This is a genomic window from Inhella proteolytica (genome assembly GCF_016093275.1).
GTDB classification, from domain to species: Bacteria; Pseudomonadota; Gammaproteobacteria; order Burkholderiales; family Burkholderiaceae_C; genus Inhella; species Inhella proteolytica.
In genome coordinates this window covers 41,367-59,900 of sequence record NZ_JAEDAK010000011.1, presented here as the reverse complement: position 1 = coordinate 59,900, position 18,534 = coordinate 41,367, and the positions used below count along the sequence as shown (strand labels likewise).

Sequence of the window (18,534 nt, the reverse complement as noted above, 5' to 3'; positions counted from 1 at the left end):
TCGGACCTTCCCTTCAGCAGTTTTGGAAATCGGGCGAGCCGAGGATCAGCGCGGCGCGCAGCTGCGGCGGTTCTTGGGCGATGGCCGCGCGTGCGGCGCTGCCGATTGCCGGGCCCAGCGTCTCCAGCAGCTGTTCCGCCGCCTCCGCACCCAGGCGCGCACGTTGCGCCACGCGCGCCGCCAGCTCGGCGCGGCGCGCCAGCGCCTCGGGGTCCAGCCAGGCGCTGCGCACGGTCTTGTAGCCATCGGGGGTGACGCAGCCGAACAGCGGCTGGCCCAGGGCGCGCAGGGCCTGCAGCGTGGGCGTCCAGTCCTCGGGCGTGAGGGCGCAGGCGCGCAGCATCGAGATCACGAAGCGCTGCGGCGTCTTGAACTGCGCGCCGTAGCGGGCTGGGTCGCGTGCCTCCGGGTGGCGCAGCAAGGCCGCCACGGTGGCGCGCAGGTCGCCGTCGCTGGCCAGGAAGGCGGCACGCGCGGCCGCCACGGCTGCGGCGGGCGGTTCGTCGGCCAGGAAGTGCTGGCCGAGCTTGAAGGCGATGCGCTGCGCGGTGGCGGGGTGGCGGGCCAGTTGGTCCAGCACCCAGTCGCCCTGCGCGCGGCCACGCCCGGGCACCGTCTGGCCCAGCCAGGTCTTGGGGTTCTCGTCGTGGCGGCGCGGGTCGAAGACGAATTGCAGGTCGCGCGGGCGGAAAGTCCAGCCGGTGAGCACGCGCGCCAGCTCGGTCACGTCCTGCTGGCCATAGCCCGCACCCACGCCCAGGGTGTGCAGCTCCATCAGCTCGCGCGCGTAGTTCTCGTTCAGGCCGCGGCTGCCCCCCCCTCCACCGCCCGACCCCTGGAAGCCGGCGCGGGTGGACTGCGCGTTGTCCAGGTAGAACAGCATGGCCGGGTGGGTGGCCACGGCACCGAGCAGGTCGCGAAAGCGCCCGAACACATGGGGGCGGATGGCGCGCGCCTCGTAGTCCGCCACCAGCATGCGGCACAGGCCCTTGTCGAAGAAGACGTTGAAGTGGTTGAACCAGAAGTCCACCAGGCGCTCTTCGAGCTGGTTGGGGCTGGCCAGCGCGCGCAGCAGGCGCGCCTCGGCGGCCTCGTGCAGGGCCTGGCGGATCAGCTCGCGGCGCGGGTTCTCGTCCTCGGCACGCTGCTGGCGCTGCAGCTGGCGGAAGGCTTCGGCGCGCTCGGCCAGGTTCACGGCGGGGCGGGCATCCAGGCGCTGCTGCAGCGCGGCGGGCAGGGGCTGCGGCTGCAGTTGCTGCTCCAGCCGTTCGAGCCAGCGGCCCCCTTGTGCCAGATCGCCCGGGCGCGGGCCGTAGCCCAGGCGGTTGCAGGCGTGCAGGGTTTCAAGGGGCGCGGTGGAGGCACGGGCGGGGTGCAGGGCCAGGGCGGCGGCCAGGCCGGCAAGCAGGGGGCGGCGACGCAGCTTCATGGCGCAAGCATCGCGCCCTTGTTCCCGCCGTCAATGCCGCTGGCGCGCAAAGAAATGTCAACCGCGCCGCCAGCACCCGACAGCCCTGCTCCGCAACCCGCTCGGGACTTGCCCGCAAACACGGCCTCCGCCCCGCGCGAACAGGGGGTTCGCGGAAACAAGTCGTGACTAATCTCACGGCCTTCGCCCATCAGGAGGCTTCGATGCCGCGTCTTTTTGCCCTCAGCGCCCTGTCCCTCGCCGTCGCCCTGAGCACCGCCGCCCAGGCCGCACCCAACACCGAACGTGGCAAGGGCCCGACCCAGGACAGCAGCATCGCCCTGGTGCAACTGCACGGCGAGCCGTTGGCCACGTACGTGAAAACCAAGCCCGCCAAGGGCAAGAAGATCGACTTCGGCAACACCAGCACCAAGGCCTACCGCGCCCAGCTCTCGGCCTTGCGCAATGACTTCAAGGCCTGGCTGCGCCAGAACCTGCCGCAGGCCGCCGTGAGCGGCGAGTTCGATCTGGCGCTGAACGCCGTGGCCGTGAAGCTCAACGGCGCCAGCCTGGCCCAGCTGCAGGCTTCCCCGCTGGTGAAGACGGCGCAGTACCAGGGCATCTATTACCCGGTGGGTACCGACCCGGACCTCGCCGTCATCCGGGCCGAACAGGCCTGGGCCAGCCTGGGCGGCAGCAACCAGGCCGGTGCGGGCGTCAAGGTGGCGATCGTCGACTCGGGCATTGACGTCGGCCACCCCTGCTTCAGCGACGCCGGCTATGCCGCGCAGGCCCAGCTGGGCGACCGCCGCTTCACCAACAACAAGGTCATCGCCGCCAAGGTCTTCAACATGAAGGCCGGCTCGCGCGGCTACACGGCCGAGGCCATCGATTCGCACGGCACCCATGTGGCCGGCACCGTGGCCTGCAATTACCAGACCCCCACCACGGTGGACGGCGTGGCCCTGCCCTATGCGATGAGCGGCGTAGCGCCGCGCGCGCTGCTGGGCAACTACAACGTCTTCCCCGCCGATGTGGGCAATGCGCGCAGTGAGGACATCCTCAACGCCCTGGAGGCCGCCTACCAGGACGGCTTCGATGTGGCCAACATGAGCCTGGGCGGCGGCGCACAGGGTGTGCAGGACCTGCTGACCGTGGCGGTGGACAACCTGGACCAGGCCAACATGATCGTCGCCGTGGCGGCCGGCAATGACGGCCCGGGCGAGCGCACCGTCGGTTCGCCCGGCTCGGCCGAGCGTGCGCTCACCGCCGGCGCCAGCAGCGTGGGCCACGAGATCGTGCACCTGGTGCAGCTGAACGCCACCCCCTACGCCAGCACCAAGGGCGACTTCGGCGCCGGCCCCGCCACCGCCCCGCTGGCGGTGCTGAACGACGCCAGCAGCCCATACAACGGGCTCTCCGAGGCTTGCAGCCCCTTCGCCGCCGGCTCGCTCAACGGCCGCATCGCCTTGATCACCCGTGGCACCTGCGACTTCAGCGTCAAGGTGCGCAATGTGCAGGCCGCCGGCGGCGTGGGCGCGGTGGTGGTGAACCGCGTGCCGGGCCTGATGGTGATGGGCCAGAACGGCGACGGCCTGCCCCAGCCCAGCATCCCCGCCTACATGGTGGACCAGCTCGACGTCGCCGCCTTCAAGGCCGCCGACGGCGTGAGCACCACCTTGCCGCAGTTCGGCACCTACCAGGCGAATGCGGCGAAGAACGACCTCGTGGCCGACTTCACCAGCGAGGGCCCGACCGATGTGGACTTCCGCATCAAGCCCGACGTGATGGCCCCGGGCGTCAACATCGTCTCCTCCATCCCGCGCGCCTACTGCGGCGGTGCGCCCTGCTTCGCCTTCTTCAACGGCACCTCCATGGCCACCCCGCATCTGGCCGGCAGCGCCGCGCTGCTGCGCCAAGCCAAGCCGGACTGGAGCGCGGTGCAGGTGCGTTCCGCGCTGGTGAACACCGCCGACCGCAAGGTCATCAAGGACCTGACGGGCACGCAGATCCTGAGCAACGCGAACCTGGTCGGGACCGGGCGGGTCAACCTGCCCGCAGCCCTGGGCGCGGCGGTCAGCCTGGATCCGGTCAGCCTGAGCTTCGGCCCCGTGCCCAGCGGCAGCGGCCAGGCCATGAGCCGCACGGTGACGCTCACCAACACCAGCGGTGCGGCGCAAACCCTGAGCCTGGCCATCGTCGAGGCGCAGGGCAGCGGCGTGGGCTTCAGCGTCAGCAACGCGCCCATCACCCTGGCGGCGGGGGCCAGCACCACGGTGCAGATCGGCATGAGCGCGGCGCAGGGCGCGGCCATGGGCAACAAGCAGGCGGTGCTGCAGGTCAAGGCCGGCGCCCAGGTGCTGGCCCAGGCCATGCTCTACGTGCGCATCAAGTAAGCGCGCATCAAGACAGCGCGCTCGACCGGAAAGGCCGCCCCTGGGGCGGCCTTTTTCATGCCCAGAGCAGCGTGGCCAGGCCCAGCAGCGCAAAGATCAGGGCCGACACGCCATGCACCCAGCGCATCGGGATGCGGCTGGCAAAGCGGTGGCCCAGGTAGACCGCCGGCACGTTGGCGATCAGCATGCCCAGCGTGGTGCCGGCCACCACGGCCACCAGCGCGCCTTCGAAGCGCGCGGCCAAGGCCACGGTGGCGATCTGCGTCTTGTCGCCCATCTCGGCCAGGAAGAAGGCGATGACGGTGGTGGCGAACACGCCCATGCGGCGCGCGCTGCCCTCCACGCCTTCATCGTCGGCCTTGTCGGGCACGAGCATCCACACGGCCATGGCCAGGAAGCCCAAGCCGATGATCCAGCGCAGCAACTGCGGCCCCAGGGCCTGGGCCACCATCGCTCCAAGAGCGCCGGCCAGTGCATGGTTGGCCAGCGTGGCCACCAGGATGCCCAGCACGATCAGCGCCGGGCGCTTGAAGCGCGCCGCCAGCAGCATGGCCAGCAGCTGGGTCTTGTCGCCCATTTCACCCAGGGCCACCAGGCCGGTGCTGACGAGAAAGGCTTCCATTCGAGAACTCCAAGGGGCCGGCGGATGCCTTGTGACCAGACGCCTCCCGGCCCACGGCGGAGGCATCCGGTCAAAGGTCTTGCCAGACGGGTGTCAAACCCCTGCCGCACGCGCCAGGGCTCATCGAACCCAGTGTGTTGACGCGTGCCCCTGCCGGTTGGACCTGACAGGGCGGCTACTCCCCAATGACGGAAAGGCGCGCAGTGTAGGCGCTCAGCCGCGCCGCCATTCGTCCTGGGCGCCCAGGCTGGCCGGTGGCCGGGCCAGGCGCTCGCGCGCCGCCGCGTCGCCCAGCAGCTGCGCGCGCCACCAATCCGTCGTCACCGCGGCGATCAGGGCCTGGTGCCGCGCCGTCTGCGCCTCGGCCTGGGCCGGGCGTTCGCGCAGGCGGGTCGGCAGGCGCTGCAGGTCCATGCCGCCGAACACCATGTGGTCGGCGCCATCGAGCCAGAGCTCGGCCTTGTCGCCAGCCGGCAGCGCGGCGTAGACGGCACGGCGCCAGTCGCCGCGGGTTTCGCGGGCGTCGTTGTTGCCGTCGCCGAGCGGGTCGCCGTCCAGGCTGCCGGTCAGGCAGAGCATGGGTTTGCGGATGCCGCCGAAGGATTCCGCCGGCGCCACCCCGGCCGTGCCGGGTGAAGGGCTGAAGGCGGCGAAGGCGCGCAGGCGTTCGTCCGCCCCCATGGCGCGGCCGCGAAAGCGCTGGCCGGCCAGGGCCAGGGTGGTGTGGGCGCCGAAGGAATGGCCGGCCATGCCGAGGGCGTCCAGGCGCAGGCGCTGCAGGCGCTCGTCATGGCGCTGCTGCTCGGGCAGCAAGTCGAGCACGGCCTTCACATCCTGCACGCGCGCGCGCAACTGCTCGGGGCTTGCGGCCTGCTTGAGCGCCTTCAGGCCCTGGCGCAGCACGCCGGTGTCGCTGCCGCCATGCTGCAGATGCAGGGTGGCGATGCCCGCGGCCGCCCAGGCTTGCGCCCACAGGCTGCCCGCCGCCAGTCCACCGCCCAGGCCGTGCGAGAACAGCACCAGCGGCACCGGCCCGCTGCCAGGCGGCAGGCGCAGGCGCAAGGGGATCTCGCGGCCGCGCGCCGGGTCGGTCCAGCGCAGCTCCAGCGTGTCTTCATCGGGGAAGACGCGGCGCAGCGGCGGCATGCGCTCGCGCGGCGGCTGGGCGGCGGCCAGCAGGGGCGACAGGGTCAGGGCCAGGGCGGTGCGGCGGTTCGGCATGGCGCCCAGCATCGCGCAGCGCTGGTGCGCTGGCGCCCCCCGATTGCAAAGAAACGTGAGGCGCACGCCTCCGCCCGGCTCAATCCGCCGGGCCCGCGATGGCGTACAGGCGCAGCTGCCGGCTGCCGTCCGGGTGCGGGAAGTGGCGCTCGAAGCGCAGGCCCAGCTTGGTCAGCAGCTTCTGCGAGGCCAGGTTTTCATCGCGCGTGGTGGCCAGGATGCGTGGCAGCTTGAGCACCTGCAGGCCATGCTGCAGCGTGGCCGCGGCGGCCTCGTGGGCCAGGCCCTGGCCGCAGTGCTCGGGCAGGAAGGCAAAGCCGATGTCGGGGGCGTCCAGGTAGTCGCGCTGGGTCAGGCCGCACATCCCCAGAGCCTGGCCGCTGCGGCGGCACTCGGCCACGCCGAAGCCGAAGCCGTGGCGCTCCACGCTCGCCATCGGCCCCTCACGGATGTAGCGCTCGGCGTCGGTCAGGCTGCGCACGCCGCGGTCGCCCACGAACTGCAGCCAGCTCGGTTCGTTGAGCAGACGCAGCATGAAGGGGGCGTGCTGAAGGCCCATTGGTTGCAGCCGCAGGCGCGGGGTCTCGATCGGGCTCATGGGGCGGCCAGGCCCAGCAGCGCCTGCACGGTGTTGAGGTTGCGCGCCGTGCCGGCTTCGGCTGCCGGGATGCGCAGCTTGGAGCTGCCGATGCCGCTGGGGTAATGCACCCAGAGCTCGCGACCGAGCAGGCGCCAGGCCTCGTCCTTGGCCTGTTTGGCCACCAGGGGCTCGGGCAGCGGGGCGGGCAGGAAGGTGATGAGCAGGCGGTTGCCTTCCGCCTGCGGAAAGGGGTTGCGCGCCAGCAGCTCGCGCAGCTCGGCGGGGCTGCGCATCAGCACCCCCACCGGCTTGCCGGCGTAGGCGGCCAGGCGCGCTTCCAGCCGCGCGCCGGCCTCCGGTGCGGGCAGCGCCGACTCGAACAGCAGGTTGCCGCTGGCGATGTAGGTGCGCGGGTTCGCGAAGCCGAGCTCAGCGGCCATGGCCTTGAGCTCGGCCATGGGCAGCTTGCCGGTGCCGCCGACGTTGACGGCACGCAGCAGGGCGATGTGGGTCGTGCTCAAGGCTGGGCCAAGAGCGTTTCCATCTCGTCCATGATCGCGTTCATCTTCGCCACCAGGGTGCGGTAAGGCGCGGGGCTGGCCATGTCCAGGCCGGCGCGCTTCAGTGCGGCGTAGGGCGGCACGGTGCTGCCCAGGCGCAGGGTGTCGAGGAAGACCTTGGCCGCGGCGCCGCTCGGGTCGGCCTGCACGCGCTCGGCGAAGTGCAGGGCTGCGGTGATCGAGGTGGCGTACTGGTAGACGTAGAAGGGCCGGTAGAAGTGCGGGATGAAGGCCCACTCGCTGCAGTAGGCGGGGTCGATCTTCATCACGCCCTGCTCATGCCCGTGGTACTGCTTCAGCAAGCCGCAGTACATCTCGGTGAAGCGCTTGCCGCTCAGCGCCTCGCCCTTGGCGGCGGCGTCGTGGGTCATCAGCTCGAACTCGCCGAACATGGCCTGGCGGAAGAAGGTGCTGCGCAGGCGCTCCAGCGCGTAGCCCAGCTGGTAGAGCTTTTCTTCCTTGCTCTGCGCCTGGCGCTGCATGTGCTGGCTGAGCAGCAGCTCGTTGGCGGTGGAGGCGATCTCGGCCACGAACATCGCGTAGTTCGCGGTCTCGTAGGGCTGGCCCTCATTCACCAGCGCGGTATGGATGCCATGGCCCCATTCGTGCGCGAAGGTGCTGACGGACTCGAAGTCGTTCTGGTGGTTCAGGAACACATAGGGCGTCTTGCCGTACACGCCCCACTGGTAGGCGCCGCCGCTCTTGCCCTCGGCGGGCAGGGCGTGCATGGTGCCGGCGCTCAAGGCGCCCTGCAGCAGGCGCTGGTAGTCGGCGCCCAGGGGCTTCGTGGCCTCGACCGTCAGGCGCGCGGCCTCTTCCAGGCTGTAGCTCTTGCTCTGCTTGACGAGGGCGGGGTAGATGTCGTGGTACGCCAGGTCGGGCAGGCCCAGCATCTTCTGGCGCAGCTTGAAGTAGCGGTGCAGCGTGGGCAGGCCCTTGTGCACCTCGGCCACCAGGGTGCGGTAGACGGCCTCGGGGATCTCCTCGCCGTCCAGGCTGGCGGCCACGGCGCTCTTGTGCTTGCGCAGGCCGGCCATCACGGTGCCGTCCTGCACCGTGTTGGCCAGGGTCGCGCCGAAGCTGTTCTCGTACTGGCCGAGTGCGCCGAAGAAGGCCTTGAAGACCTGCTCGCGCACGGCGCGGTCCGGGTGCTGGCGCAGCAGGCCGTAGCGGGTGTCGTCCACCTTCTCGGTCTTGCCGTCGATCTGCAGCTCGGGCCAGCGCATGTCGGCGTCCACCAGCAGGGTGCGCACCTGGCCGGTGGCGGCGCGGATGGGCGCCAGCGCGGCGATGGCGGCCTCGGTCTCGGCGCTCAGCGTGTGCGCCTGGCGGCGCAGGATGTTGCGCAGGCGCTCGGCATGGCGTTGCAGCGCCGGCTCGGCCTTCACGAAGCCCTGCACCTTGGCCGCGCCGATCTGCTGGATCTCGGGCTCCAGCCAGGCGATGGCGGCGGCGTACTGCCCACCCAGCGCGGCCACCAGATTGCCGCGCTCCTGGTAGGCGGCGTTGCGGTTGTCGGTGCTCTGCTGCAGGTAGGCGTAGACCTGCACCTTTTCCCAGGCCTGGGCGGCGCGGCTCAGGCGCTCCAGGCCGGCGCGGAAGGCGGCCGGGCTCTTGCCCAGCGTGCCCTTGAGCGCCTGCAGCTGCGGCAGCTCGGCCACCAGGGCCTTGCGCGCGGCATCCCAGTCACCCTCGCTGGCGAAGATGGGCTTCAAGTCCCAGACCGTGGGCAGCGGCGCGGCGGCCGGGGCTTGGGCGAAGGCGGTGGCGCCCAGGGCGAGGCCGAGGGCGAGCAGGAGGGGGCGCAGGGCGGGCATGGGGGCGGGGGGTGGAGCGTTTGAAAGGCGCGCAGTGTCGCGGCGCCGCGCGGCCGTGACGTCACTCACAGCGGGCAAACCCCAGCCCTGCCTATGCTGCGCGGCCATGAACGAGCTCCAAGCCCTGAACCCCGTGCCGCCCGGCCTGCTGCTGCAGCACAACCCGGCCGGCGCCTTTGCCGACGCCTATGCGCTGCAGATCCCCCAGACCGTGCGCCTGGCCGACTACGTGGCCGCCTTCTATGCCACGCCGCTCTTCAAGCTGGAGCGCGGCCTGATCGGCCTGCTGCTGCGCCGCCCCGCCCGCGACGCCGATGCCGCCGCGCTGGGCCGCGGCGAACGCACGGCGTTCTCGGCCTGGCAGGTGCTGGACCGCAACGGGCAGGAGCTGCTGCTGCAGGACCTGAGCGGCCGCACGCGCTCCTGGCTGCGCGTGGAGCCGCTACCCGCCGGCACCCGCCTGATCTTTGGCTCCGCCGTGCTGCCGCGCCCGGGCGGCGGCTTCGGCTGGGGCTTTCGGGCGCTGCTGGGTTTTCATGTCTGGTATTCGCGGGCGCTGCTGCGGGCGGCGGCGCGGCGCTTGCTCAGCCAAGAGTCAGCAGGGGATGCGGAGTTGTCCTGAGCTCATTTACGAATTGCCTGCCAGGGCCTGCAAAGCGTGCAGGGCATTGCGCCAGGCTGTTCGCACTTGATGAGTGGGGGGCGATACGAGAGATCCCGCCGGGCTTTCGTCCCGGCAGCCGACCTACTTTCTTGCTCGTGCAAGAAAGTAGGCAAAGAACACGCGCCCGCTCCGCTGTCCCCGGCCTGCGGCCGGGGATTCCCTGCGCTGCTCGCGTCTTGGGGCTGCAGGGCGGAACGCACTACGTTCGCTTCACTCTCTCCGTTTGAACGGCCGCCCTGGGCCAGAAGTTGATGCGCGCTGCGCGCGCGCCCCAAGCCGCTGTGCTGCTCGGCAGCTACGAAGGGCGAGCAGCCAACAGCCGAACAGCCGGGAAACGGCGCGCAGGAGGTTGCAGCGCGGGCTGTTCGGTATTCGGCTGTTGGCCGCTGCCCCTATGCAGGTGCCGAGCAGCACAGAAATGCTGGGCGGCGTGCGGCACGCACGCCCACCCATCAAGCTCGGCCCAACTGTCTGAACGGAGTGAGCTCCGCGAACGCAGTGAGTTTTGGGCCGGCCCAGTATTTCGCGCAGCGCAGGGGACCCGGCTGCAAGCCGGGCGCCGGAATCGGGGCCGTGTTCTTTGCTTCCTTTCTTGCACGAGCAAGAAAGGGAGTCGGCTGCCGGGACGAAATCCCGGCGGGCTCTTACAAACCGCCAAGATCCTTCAAAGCGCTGGTGTGGCTCGTCTTACCGCCGATTAAGACTGCAGCACCGTACGAAGTGTTGGCAGTCTGGCCCTGCAAAGCATGCAGGGCGTTGCTGGCGTGATGTCCCCAATGAATCTCAAACAGAAGTAGCCATTGCCAGGCCGCAGCGTCGATGTGGCCTTGCTCATAAAGCCACAGGCCATCCCTCAAGTCCCGATAAATTTCCTGCAGGTCGTCAATCAAACTCGCCACCACGGGATCCGATTGCAGGTCCGCAGGCCAGAAATACACACCGTACTTATCGACCGGAAGGTCGGCCAGTCGTGGGGTCAAGGCCTTCAACTCGTCGTCCGTGGCGCGCACCGAATCCGGCGAGTTGCCAGGGTTCGTCTCTGGAAGCGCCAACGCGTCGGCGATCAGACGAGCGAGCAGTCGCCGAACCTCTCGTGAACGCAGTTCCCTGTCAGCCTGCTCGCTGGGCGCTGCCTCGCACCAACGGCAAAAGCTCGAAGCGCTGACAGCGAACTGGTCTATGGGATTCGACGGTTTCATGCGAACCGATCATCGGCGAAGGCTTCTTCAGCGCGCCAGCGGGCTCCCCGCCCTCCACCCCGCATCCACCCCGCGCTGAAAGGCGCCCAGCAGCGCGTACTCACCCGCCCAGCGCTGCGGCTGCAGCAGCTCGGGCCCATAGACCTCGAAGCGGCGCAGGGTCTTGCCCTCGGCGATGGCCTCGCGCGCCACCAGCAGCTGCGGGCCCATGAAGCCGGCGAACTCGGCCACGCCCAGGCCGGGCGCGGAACTATTCGGCGGCAGCACCTGCAGCGGGCCGTCGGCCTGCAGGCGCCACAGCTCGGTCCAGCCGTCGAGCGGCTGCACGGCCAGCACCAGGCTGCGGCCATCGGGGGCCAGGCGCGCGCTGGCCCAATGCACGGCGCCATGGCTGCACTGGCGCGCACCGCGCGGCTCGGCGGTCGGGCCGCGCTGCTCCAGCAGCTGGAAGCAGGTCTGGCCGGGGCCGGCGGCTTCCAGGCGCAGCTCCAGCTTGCCCCAGCGCAGCTGGGTCGGGCGGGCTTGCACGGCGTGGCGCATCGGGGCGAGGCGGATGGCGGCCTCGCGCAGCGCGGCGGCATCGTCCTCGCCCAGCTCGGCCGGAATCAGCTGGGCCCAGGCCTGCAGGGCCAGGGTGGCGGCGGGGCGCATGTCGCGGGCGCGTTCGGCAAAGGCCAGGCTGCTCCAAGCGCCGGCGCGGCGCAGCAGCAGGCGGTTGCGCAGCGTGGGCGGCAGCTCGTTCAGGGCGATGCCTTCGAGCCAGGCGGTGCGTTGCTCGTGCAGGGCGAGCAGTTGGCTGGGCAGCAGCTCGGCCGCGGTGCAGTCGGGTCGCGTCAGGGCCAGGGCGGCGCGGGCTTGCTGTGCGGCGCTGGCGCTGGCATGGGCGCGCAGCAGGCGGGCCGGTTCCTCGTTCGGGCAGATGCGCTGGCTGCCATCGGCCTGGGCCAGGCTGCGCAGCGGGTAGCCGTAGCGCTTGGCCACCTCGGCGTGCGCGGCGCTGCTGGTTTGCTGCTGGGGGCCGGCGCTCTGGACGCGCTCGGCCAGGCGTTCTTGCAGCTGCACCAGTGCGTCCAGCAGTTCGGCGCCCTGCGGGCTGGCCAGCCAGTCGGCATCGGCGCGTTCGATCAGTGCGGCGGCCACGCCCAGGCCCAGGCTTTCCGCGCCGGCTTGCTGGCGCAGCAGGCGCAGCTGGGCCAGCAGCTCGGGCAGGGCGGCCTCGCCCGTGGGCAGAGGCAGCAGGCGCTCGGCACGCACGAAGCCGCCGCGCTCGCGGGCGTGGTCCCAGACCTGCAGCCAGTCGCCCTTGGCCCCGCGCAGCTCCAGCGCCTCGCCGCGCCACAGCGGGGTGAGCAGCGGGCTGCTGTCCTTGGCAGCGGCGCGCAGCGGGGTGCTGTCCTGGAGCACCAGGGCGCTGGCCGCGCGGGCGGGCGTGGGGGCAATCAAGGCCAGGGCAAGGGCGGCGGCGCTGGCCACCAAAGTGGCGAGGCTGTTGCGAAGGGCGTTCATGGTGTGGGGCTGGGGTGAACTGGGGGGTGGGCCGGGGGTTGGGTGGGGGTTTACTCGGCGCTGGCTTCGGTGTCTTCGGCCTTGGCCTTCTGGGGCTGGGCTTCGAGCGGGCCGCCCATCAGGCTGCCGGCAATGCCCGGGGGCGCCACGATGACGCGCACCTTGTCGCCGAGCTTGTCGGCCAGGGTCTTCTGCACCAGCAGCGGGTGCTTGGTGATGAGCTGGCCCTCGCGCTCCATCTGAATGGCGTTGACCTTGCCCAGCTCGGCCACGCGGTAGGCCTCGGCATCGGCCAGCTTCTGGCGCGCCGCGGCCTCGCCCTCGGCTTCGATGCGCCGGGCCTGCGCGGCACCCTCGGCCAGCTTCACGCGCGCCTGGCGCTCGGCCTCGGCTTCGAGCTGGCGCTGCTCGATCTGGCGCTGCTTGAAGGGCAGCACATGCTTCATCGCCTCTTCCTGCGCCTTGGCGGCGATGAGCTGCTCGCGCGCCGAGGCCTCGGCGGCGATCTCGCGCTGCTTGCCGGCGGCCTTGGCCTCGATCTCAGTCTGCAGGCCTTCCTTCTCCTTCAGCTCCAGCGTGTAGCGCATCTTCTCGGCGGCCAGGCCTTCGCTGAGCAGGCTCTCCATGCCGCGGCGGTAGTCGTCCGGCAGCGTCAGCTGGCCGAAGCTGAGCGACTTCAGGATCAGGCCATCGGCGGCCAGGCGCTGGCGCAGCTGCAGCAGGGCGAGCTTCTCGATCTCGCCGCGCTGGGTGGAGAACAGCTCGCGCACGGTGCGCTGCGCCACCAGCGGCAGCAGCACGGTGTTGAGCGCCGGCGCCACCAGCTCCTTCTCGAAGTTCTCGGGCAGCTCGCGCGCCAGCTGGGCGTAGCGCTGCGGGTCCAGCTGCAGGCGCAGCTGCACCTCCAGGCCCACGGCCAGGCCTTCGACGGTCTGCACGGTCTGGCGGGCATCGCGGCGCAGCAGCAGGTCGCGCGCCGGCAGCACGCGTGCCTCGTGCAGGCCGGGCAGCACCCAGGCGCGGCCTTCGGCGATGAGCTCGGGCTTGCCCATGCCCGTGCGCACCAGCACGCTGCCGCGCGGCACGGTTTGCAGCTGGCCCAGCAGCCAGTGCGTGCCACCCGCCAGTGCGGCCACGGCGGCCAGGGCGAGGGCGCTGCGGCGCAGCGCGCGGGATTGCAGGGCCTGGCCCAGTTCGGTGAGCTGCGTGCGCAGCGTGGCTTGGGGCAGGGCTTCGGTGGGGTGGGTGTCGTTCATGGTCGGCTCCGGTTGCGGTGCCGCCATGGTTCCCTTGCACCCCGCGAACCCGCCATGCCGGCGCCGGGAGGGTGTGGGCGTGGGCGCGGAAGAAAACTTCCGCGCCCGAGGTTCAGCCCCGTTGGAAACGACCTCCACTTGGTGATGCGCGGATCCTCGCCAGCCCCCCAAATCACCGCGGCGGGCGCACACTGCAGGCACTGCCCTGCCAGGAAGTTCCATGCGCCTGCCCCGCCTTGTGCTGTGCACCCTCACGCTGCTCTTGGCCCTGGGCGGCCTGGGGCAGGCCGCGGCGCAGACCGCGGAGCCCACACCGCTGCGGGTCTGCCTGAACGATGTGCCCCACATCCCCTGGCGCATGGCCGATGCCCAGGGGCGCATCCAGCGCGAGGGCCTGGATTTCGTGTTCCTGGAATTGCTGGCGCGACGCAGCGGCGTGCCGGTTCAGATCGCCCTGCTGCCCTGGAAGCGCTGCCTGGCCGAACTGAAGAACGGCGAGCGCGACGTCGTGCTGAGCATGAGCCATCTGCCCGAGCGCGAGGAGCTGGGCGTGTACCCGACCCGGCGCGGCATGGTGGACGAAAGCCTGGCCCTGCGCCACAACCGCTACAGCTGGTACGTGGCCAAGGCCAGCCCGCTGCGCTGGGACGGCCAGCACTTGAGTGGCGCACCGACCGAGGCGCTGCGGGTGGGTGTGCAGTCCGGCTACTCGATTGCCTCGGTGGTGCGCGGCCTGGGCCTCACGGTGGACGAAGGCGCGCGCACGGCCGAGGCCAATCTGGAAAAGCTGGCGCGCGGCCATGTGCAGGCGGCGGCGCTGCAGGTCAACGAGGCCGACCGCGTGCTGCGCGGCAACCCCGGCCTGGCCGCGCGCCTGCGCAAGCTGCAGCCCCTGTTGCAGGAGCGCGCCTACTTCACCGTCTTCTCGCATGCCTACTGGCGGCGCAACCCGCGACAGGTGCTGGACCTGTGGCGTGACATTGCGGCCGTGCGCGATTCCGCGGCCTATCACCAGGCCGAGGCGCGTGCACTGGAACAGGCCGGGCACACCGGCCCTTGAGGGCCGGTCGCGCTCAGAACCCTTCCAGCACGATCTTCCCGCGCGCCGCACCGCTTTCCTGCAGCGCCTGCGCACGCCGCAGGTTGCTGGCGTTGATGCGCCCGAAATGCTCACCCACGGTGCTGCGCAGCGTGCCGGCATCCACCCGGCGCGCGGCCTCGCTCAGCAGTTCGCCCTGGCGGATCTTGTCGGCGGTGTTGAACAGCGAGCGCGTGAACATCATTTCCCAGTGCAAGGAGAGGCTCTTGCGCTTCAGCGCCATCACGTCCAGCTGACCGGGCTGCAGGTCGTCGATCAGCGCCAGCTTGCCCTGCGGTGCCATCAGCTCGACGATCTGCGCGAAATGCGCCCCGGTCTCGGTCAGGCTGGCCACCAGCTGGGGCGCGGGCAGGCCCAGGCGCTGGATTTCCTCGGCCAGCGGGCGGCGGTGGTTGATGACCTGGTGGGCGCCGAGTTCACGCACCCAGGCTTCGGTCTCGGGGCGCGAGGCGGTGGCGATCACCGTCAGCTGCGTCAGCTGGCGCGCCAGCTGCACCAGGATGGAGCCCACGCCGCCGGCCGCGCCGATGACGAGCAGGCTCTGGCCCTGGCCGCCACCCTGTTCAACGCCCAGCCGCTCGAACAGCAGCTCCCAGGCGGTGATCGTGGTCAGCGGCAGGGCGGCCGCGGCCGCGAAGTCCAGGCTGGCGGGCATGGCGCCCACCAGGTGCTCGTCCACGAGCTGCAGCTCGGCATAGCTGCCGGGGCGGTCGATGGCGCCGGCGTACCAGACGCGGTCGCCCACCTTGAAGCGCGTGACCTGCTCGCCCACCGCGCGCACCACGCCGGCGGCATCCCAGCCTAGCACCTTCCACTGCCCGGCTTCCGGCTGCACGCCCTGGCGGATCTTGTGGTCCACCGGGTTGACGGCGATGGCCTTGACCTCGACCAGCAGGTCGTGGCCGCGCGCCTCGGGGGCGGGCAGGTCGACGTCCTGCAGGGCCAGGGGATTGCTGATGGGCAGGCTGTGTTGGTAGGCAATGGCTTTCATGGGTTTCAGGCTCCGGTTGCGATGGGCTGAACTTTGGCTGCTTGCCATAAGGAGAAAAACCCACTGCGCCAGCATTCAGTTTCAACGCCTGTTTGAAAATCACCGCATGAAAGCCCTCCAAGACCTGCAGCTCTTCGTGCGCGCCGCCCGCGCCGCCAGCTTTTCCGAGGCGGCGCGGGCGCTGAACCTGAGCCCGGCGGCGGTGAGCGCCGCCATCAAGCGCCTGGAGGCCGAGATCGGCGTGCCGCTGTTCCTGCGCTCCACCCGCCAGCTGCGCCTCACCTTGGCGGGCGAGCAGTTCCTGCAGTCCTGCGAGCAGGGCCTGGAGCTGATCACCCAGGGCCATGAGGCGCTGTGCGCCGGGCATTGCCAGATCCAGGGCCGGCTGCATGTGGCCCTGCCCTCCGACCTGGGCCGCAACCTGGCGCTGGACTGGCTGCTGGAATTCCGCCGCCAGCATCCCGGCATCGAGCTGCGCCTGCAGGTGGCCGACCGCCTGGCCGGCCTGCTGCGCGAGCAGCTCGACCTGGCGCTGCGCTACGGCGCCCCGCCCGACTCCGGCCTGGTGGCCCTGCCGCTGGCGCCGCAGAACCGCCGCGTGCTGGTGGCCGCGCCCGAGTACCTGCAGCGCCGCGGCCGCCCCAGCCACCCCGAGCAGCTGCGCGAACACGACTGCCTGTGCTTCGCCATCCAGGACCAGCTGCACCGCGTGTGGACCTTTGAGCGCGGTGCCGAGAGCGTGCGTGTGGAAGTGGGCGGCCCGCTGGCGGCCGACGATGGCGACGCCGTGCGCCGCCTGGCCCTGGCCGGCGCCGGCATCGCCTACAAGAGCGCGCTTGACGTGGCGGCCGATCTGCAGGCCGGCCGCCTGGAGCGGCTCTGCCCCGACTGGCTGGGCGAGCCCACGCCCTTGGTGCTGTTGATGCCCGAACGGCGCAGCCTGCGGCCGGCGCTGCGGGCCTTGATCGAGCATTTGCAGGCATGCGTGGCGCAGGCGGCGGCCTGACCCGCTTCGCTACGCTGCGGCCCATGAGACCGCTGCTGCTTGCCCTGTCCCTGTTCACCGCTGTACCCGCCCTTGCCGGGAGCCAATGCCATGGCACCGTGGCCCAGGGCCGCATCGAAGGCGCCGTCCAGCTGCCGCTCGACGGCCCGAACTTCCGCGCTTACAGCACCCTGGCCGCCACGCTGGGCCGCACCCATGTGCACGAACAGGTGGCGGCGGTGCTGGCGCGATCCTTCGAGCGCCTGCAGAGCGAGCGGCCCGAACTGCAGTTCGTCTACGGCGAGACTGGCAAGGAGAAGGGCGGCCCGATGCCGCCGCACCGCACGCACCAGAACGGCCTGTCGGTCGATCTGTTCGTGCCGGTGCGCGATGCACAGGGCCGCTCGGTGCCCCTGCCCACGCCGCTGAGCCAGCGCTTCGGCTATGACATCGAGTTCGATGCCCAGGGGCGCTGGCAGGACTACCGCATCGATTTCGAGGCCCTGGCCGCCTGGCTGCGTGCCTTGCACGATGCGGCTCAGGCCCAAAACGCACCACTGGTGCGCGTGATCCTGGAGCCGGCCTACCAGGCGCGCGTGATCGCCATCGACCCCGGGCTGAAGGAGCTGCCCTGGATGAAGGGTAGGCCCTGGGTGCGGCATGACGAGCATGTGCATCTGGACTTCGGGGTAGCGTGCCGGCCACGCTGAAGGCACGGCTGCAGGCTCCGGCGTGCGCCCAGAATCCCCGCTCCTGAAATCGACTGATCTGAAATCGACTGATCGCCACGGAGAACCCACGGTGAATCCCCAACAGAACAGCAGCACCACGGCCCTGCTCGCCGCGATACGCAGCGGCTCCCTCCAGGACTTGGAGGCTGCGCTCGCGCAAGGCGCCGATCCCACCGAGCCTCAGGTGCTGCTGCAGGCGCTGCGCGGCGATGCGGACCGGCGGCAGGCCCTGCCCCTGCCTGTGCTGCAGGCCCTGATCGGTGCCGGCATGCGCATCGACCGCGTCAACATCGGCGGCCGGGATCCCCACTGGGTCAGCCCGCTGGAAGAGGCGCTGTCCGAGCCCTTTCGGGCGGCGCTGTTCCTGCCGCTGTTAGCAGCCGGCGCCCCCTTGAACGTGACGGGCATGCTGCAAGCCCTGGTGCGTCAGCCCTTCAGTGAATACGGCCGCCACGCTGAACAGGCGCTGGCGCAGGGCCTGTCGGTGGACAGCCGGCATTTCGAGTTCAGCGACACCGCGCTCCACATCGCGGCGTGGCGCGGGGATCTGGCTTGGCTGGACTTCCTGCTGGCCCGCGGCGCGTCTCTGGAGCTCGTCAATCGCAACCTGGAAACCCCGCTGGGTTCGGCCGTTCGTGCCGATTCGGTGCCGGCTGCGCGGCGACTGCTCGCCGCCGGCGCCAACCCGAATTCGCGCCTGGACCACTCCACGCTGCTGGACTGGAGCTCGGACCACCGCGCCATGCACCGCCTGCTGGCCCAGGCCGGCGCCCAGAGCGAGCGACCAGCCAAACGCCTTGGCAAGCTGGACAAGCTTTGGGATGCCTGCCATGAGGCCGAAGGCCCGGAGCAGCAGGTCGAAGCCTTTGGGGCCTTCCTGCGGGCCGCAGACGTCGAACCCGCCTGGATCGATCTTGCCGGCGCCCTCACGCGTGCCTGTGACTGCCAGGATGCCCGCTGGGGCATGCTGGAGCTGACCGAAGCGCTGCTGCCGACCCGCACCACGGCCATCGACTGCGACCCCGACGGACTCTCGGCCGACTTCTATCGCGACCTGGTGCAGGAGCTGGCCGGCCTGGGCGGCCCTGCAGTGGACAAGCTCCAGTGCAAGACCGGCCAGCCGGGTTATGTGCTCAGCTTCGAGGCCCTGGGCCAAGCGCAGCGCTGGCCCTTGAACCCGGCACACGAGGGCTTCGACTGCGGCTTCTGGGTCGAGGCCGATGCGCTGCTGAAGGCTCACGACAAGAACCTGCGCTACTGGCGCATGGAGTTCGACAGCGTCGAGCTGGTGTGCTGCGTACCCAGGAAGGTGGCCAAGTTGTGGGAGGCGGATCCGATTCGGTAGCGCCCAGACGGCGATGAAGACTGCTCACGCCTTGACCGTCACCCAGGGCCGCAGCCGCGCCTCGCATCGGCGCGGATCGGCCCCGCCTCGACTACCGGCCCGATCTACCTGTGGGCCGAGTTCAATCGATTGACTCTGCACCTATTCGGTGCCA

16 protein-coding genes and 1 riboswitch are annotated in these 18,534 nt (G+C 70.8%); of the genes, 6 read left to right on the top strand and 10 right to left on the bottom strand.

Translation table 11 applies throughout. The annotated features are described in order from the left end of the window. Nucleotides 1-13: 13 nt before the first annotated feature. On the bottom strand, nt 14-1,429 hold the full coding sequence (locus I7X39_RS15675; protein WP_198112100.1) for a DUF1800 domain-containing protein: 1,416 nt from the start codon (nt 1,427-1,429) through the stop codon (nt 14-16). A gap of 203 nt (nt 1,430-1,632) precedes the next feature. On the opposite strand from I7X39_RS15675, the gene I7X39_RS15670 reads away from it, so the two are divergent. After that, a complete protein-coding gene (locus tag I7X39_RS15670; protein ID WP_198112099.1) occupies nt 1,633-3,804 on the top strand; it encodes a S8 family serine peptidase in 2,172 nt (723 codons plus the stop codon). A gap of 55 nt (nt 3,805-3,859) precedes the next feature. Here the strand turns inward: I7X39_RS15670 and I7X39_RS15665 are convergent, their stop codons facing one another. The 5 genes from I7X39_RS15665 to I7X39_RS15645 form a co-directional block, all read right to left on the bottom strand. Further along, on the bottom strand, nt 3,860-4,426 hold the full coding sequence (locus tag I7X39_RS15665; protein WP_198112098.1) for a TMEM165/GDT1 family protein: 567 nt from the start codon (nt 4,424-4,426) through the stop codon (nt 3,860-3,862). Nucleotides 4,427-4,430: 4 nt separating this feature from the next. Then, a riboswitch (yybP-ykoY riboswitch) is annotated at nt 4,431-4,622 on the bottom strand. A gap of 17 nt (nt 4,623-4,639) precedes the next feature. Next, complete coding sequence (locus I7X39_RS15660; protein ID WP_198112097.1) at nt 4,640-5,647, bottom strand: alpha/beta hydrolase family protein; 1,008 nt, start codon at nt 5,645-5,647, stop codon at nt 4,640-4,642. Between the two features lie 79 nt (nt 5,648-5,726). Continuing rightward, the gene (locus I7X39_RS15655; RefSeq protein WP_198112096.1) at nt 5,727-6,245 is read right to left on the bottom strand and encodes a GNAT family N-acetyltransferase; all 519 of its coding nucleotides are present in this window, start codon (nt 6,243-6,245) and stop codon (nt 5,727-5,729) included. Next, the gene (locus tag I7X39_RS15650) at nt 6,242-6,748 is read right to left on the bottom strand and encodes a DUF1697 domain-containing protein (RefSeq protein WP_198112095.1); all 507 of its coding nucleotides are present in this window, start codon (nt 6,746-6,748) and stop codon (nt 6,242-6,244) included. Before I7X39_RS15650 ends, I7X39_RS15655 begins: the two co-directional genes overlap by 4 nt. After that, a complete protein-coding gene (locus I7X39_RS15645; RefSeq protein WP_198112094.1) occupies nt 6,745-8,604 on the bottom strand; it encodes a M3 family oligoendopeptidase in 1,860 nt (619 codons plus the stop codon). Before I7X39_RS15645 ends, I7X39_RS15650 begins: the two co-directional genes overlap by 4 nt. A gap of 106 nt (nt 8,605-8,710) precedes the next feature. Between I7X39_RS15645 and I7X39_RS15640 the strand changes: the two genes are divergently transcribed. Then, a complete protein-coding gene (locus I7X39_RS15640) occupies nt 8,711-9,226 on the top strand; it encodes a hypothetical protein (protein ID WP_198112093.1) in 516 nt (171 codons plus the stop codon). A gap of 686 nt (nt 9,227-9,912) precedes the next feature. On the opposite strand, the gene I7X39_RS15635 is transcribed toward I7X39_RS15640, so the two are convergent. The 3 genes from I7X39_RS15635 to I7X39_RS15625 are packed head-to-tail and all read right to left on the bottom strand — an operon-like array spanning nt 9,913 to nt 13,229. Then, complete coding sequence (locus tag I7X39_RS15635; protein WP_198112092.1) at nt 9,913-10,467, bottom strand: DUF5063 domain-containing protein; 555 nt, start codon at nt 10,465-10,467, stop codon at nt 9,913-9,915. Between the two features lie 27 nt (nt 10,468-10,494). Next, nucleotides 10,495-11,973 (bottom strand): SH3 domain-containing protein, encoded by a 1,479-nt coding sequence (locus I7X39_RS15630; RefSeq protein WP_198112091.1) that lies wholly within the window; start codon nt 11,971-11,973, stop codon nt 10,495-10,497. Nucleotides 11,974-12,023: 50 nt separating this feature from the next. Next, nucleotides 12,024-13,229 carry an SPFH domain-containing protein gene (locus I7X39_RS15625; RefSeq protein WP_232351987.1) on the bottom strand — a complete coding sequence of 402 codons (1,206 nt, stop codon included), beginning with the start codon at nt 13,227-13,229 and terminating at the stop codon, nt 12,024-12,026. A gap of 220 nt (nt 13,230-13,449) precedes the next feature. Between I7X39_RS15625 and I7X39_RS15620 the strand changes: the two genes are divergently transcribed. Continuing rightward, nucleotides 13,450-14,289 (top strand): substrate-binding periplasmic protein, encoded by an 840-nt coding sequence (locus tag I7X39_RS15620; RefSeq protein ID WP_198112089.1) that lies wholly within the window; start codon nt 13,450-13,452, stop codon nt 14,287-14,289. Nucleotides 14,290-14,302: 13 nt separating this feature from the next. Here I7X39_RS15620 and I7X39_RS15615 read toward each other — a convergent pair whose 3' ends face one another. Further along, entirely contained in the window at nt 14,303-15,319 is a 1,017-nt protein-coding gene (locus tag I7X39_RS15615; RefSeq protein ID WP_198112088.1) for a zinc-binding alcohol dehydrogenase family protein, read from the bottom strand. 106 nt (nt 15,320-15,425) lie between these two features. Between I7X39_RS15615 and I7X39_RS15610 the strand changes: the two genes are divergently transcribed. From I7X39_RS15610 to I7X39_RS15600, 3 genes are all read left to right on the top strand, one after another. Further along, nucleotides 15,426-16,325 (top strand): LysR family transcriptional regulator, encoded by a 900-nt coding sequence (locus tag I7X39_RS15610; protein WP_198112087.1) that lies wholly within the window; start codon nt 15,426-15,428, stop codon nt 16,323-16,325. Nucleotides 16,326-16,348: 23 nt separating this feature from the next. After that, the gene (locus I7X39_RS15605; RefSeq protein ID WP_198112086.1) at nt 16,349-17,014 is read left to right on the top strand and encodes a penicillin-insensitive murein endopeptidase; all 666 of its coding nucleotides are present in this window, start codon (nt 16,349-16,351) and stop codon (nt 17,012-17,014) included. Between the two features lie 91 nt (nt 17,015-17,105). Then, nucleotides 17,106-18,380, top strand: a complete 1,275-nt coding sequence (locus I7X39_RS15600; protein ID WP_198112085.1) for an ankyrin repeat domain-containing protein — start codon at nt 17,106-17,108, stop codon at nt 18,378-18,380. The last annotated feature ends 154 nt before the right edge of the window (nt 18,381-18,534 follow it).

Bases quoted from the DNA above. Each gene is read 5' to 3' on its own strand.
- I7X39_RS15675 (WP_198112100.1), bottom strand. From the start codon at position 1,429: ATGAAGCTGCGTCGCCGCCCCCTGCTTGCCGGCCTGGCCGCCGCCCTG.
- I7X39_RS15670 (WP_198112099.1), top strand. From the start codon at position 1,633: ATGCCGCGTCTTTTTGCCCTCAGCGCCCTGTCCCTCGCCGTCGCCCTG.
- I7X39_RS15665 (WP_198112098.1), bottom strand. From the start codon at position 4,426: ATGGAAGCCTTTCTCGTCAGCACCGGCCTGGTGGCCCTGGGTGAAATG.
- I7X39_RS15660 (WP_198112097.1), bottom strand. From the start codon at position 5,647: ATGCCGAACCGCCGCACCGCCCTGGCCCTGACCCTGTCGCCCCTGCTG.
- I7X39_RS15655 (WP_198112096.1), bottom strand. From the start codon at position 6,245: ATGAGCCCGATCGAGACCCCGCGCCTGCGGCTGCAACCAATGGGCCTT.
- I7X39_RS15645 (WP_198112094.1), bottom strand. From the start codon at position 8,604: ATGCCCGCCCTGCGCCCCCTCCTGCTCGCCCTCGGCCTCGCCCTGGGC.
- I7X39_RS15640 (WP_198112093.1), top strand. From the start codon at position 8,711: ATGAACGAGCTCCAAGCCCTGAACCCCGTGCCGCCCGGCCTGCTGCTG.
- I7X39_RS15635 (WP_198112092.1), bottom strand. From the start codon at position 10,467: ATGAAACCGTCGAATCCCATAGACCAGTTCGCTGTCAGCGCTTCGAGC.
- I7X39_RS15630 (WP_198112091.1), bottom strand. From the start codon at position 11,973: ATGAACGCCCTTCGCAACAGCCTCGCCACTTTGGTGGCCAGCGCCGCC.
- I7X39_RS15625 (WP_232351987.1), bottom strand. From the start codon at position 13,229: ATGAACGACACCCACCCCACCGAAGCCCTGCCCCAAGCCACGCTGCGC.
- I7X39_RS15620 (WP_198112089.1), top strand. From the start codon at position 13,450: ATGCGCCTGCCCCGCCTTGTGCTGTGCACCCTCACGCTGCTCTTGGCC.
- I7X39_RS15615 (WP_198112088.1), bottom strand. From the start codon at position 15,319: ATGAAAGCCATTGCCTACCAACACAGCCTGCCCATCAGCAATCCCCTG.
- I7X39_RS15610 (WP_198112087.1), top strand. From the start codon at position 15,426: ATGAAAGCCCTCCAAGACCTGCAGCTCTTCGTGCGCGCCGCCCGCGCC.
- I7X39_RS15605 (WP_198112086.1), top strand. From the start codon at position 16,349: ATGAGACCGCTGCTGCTTGCCCTGTCCCTGTTCACCGCTGTACCCGCC.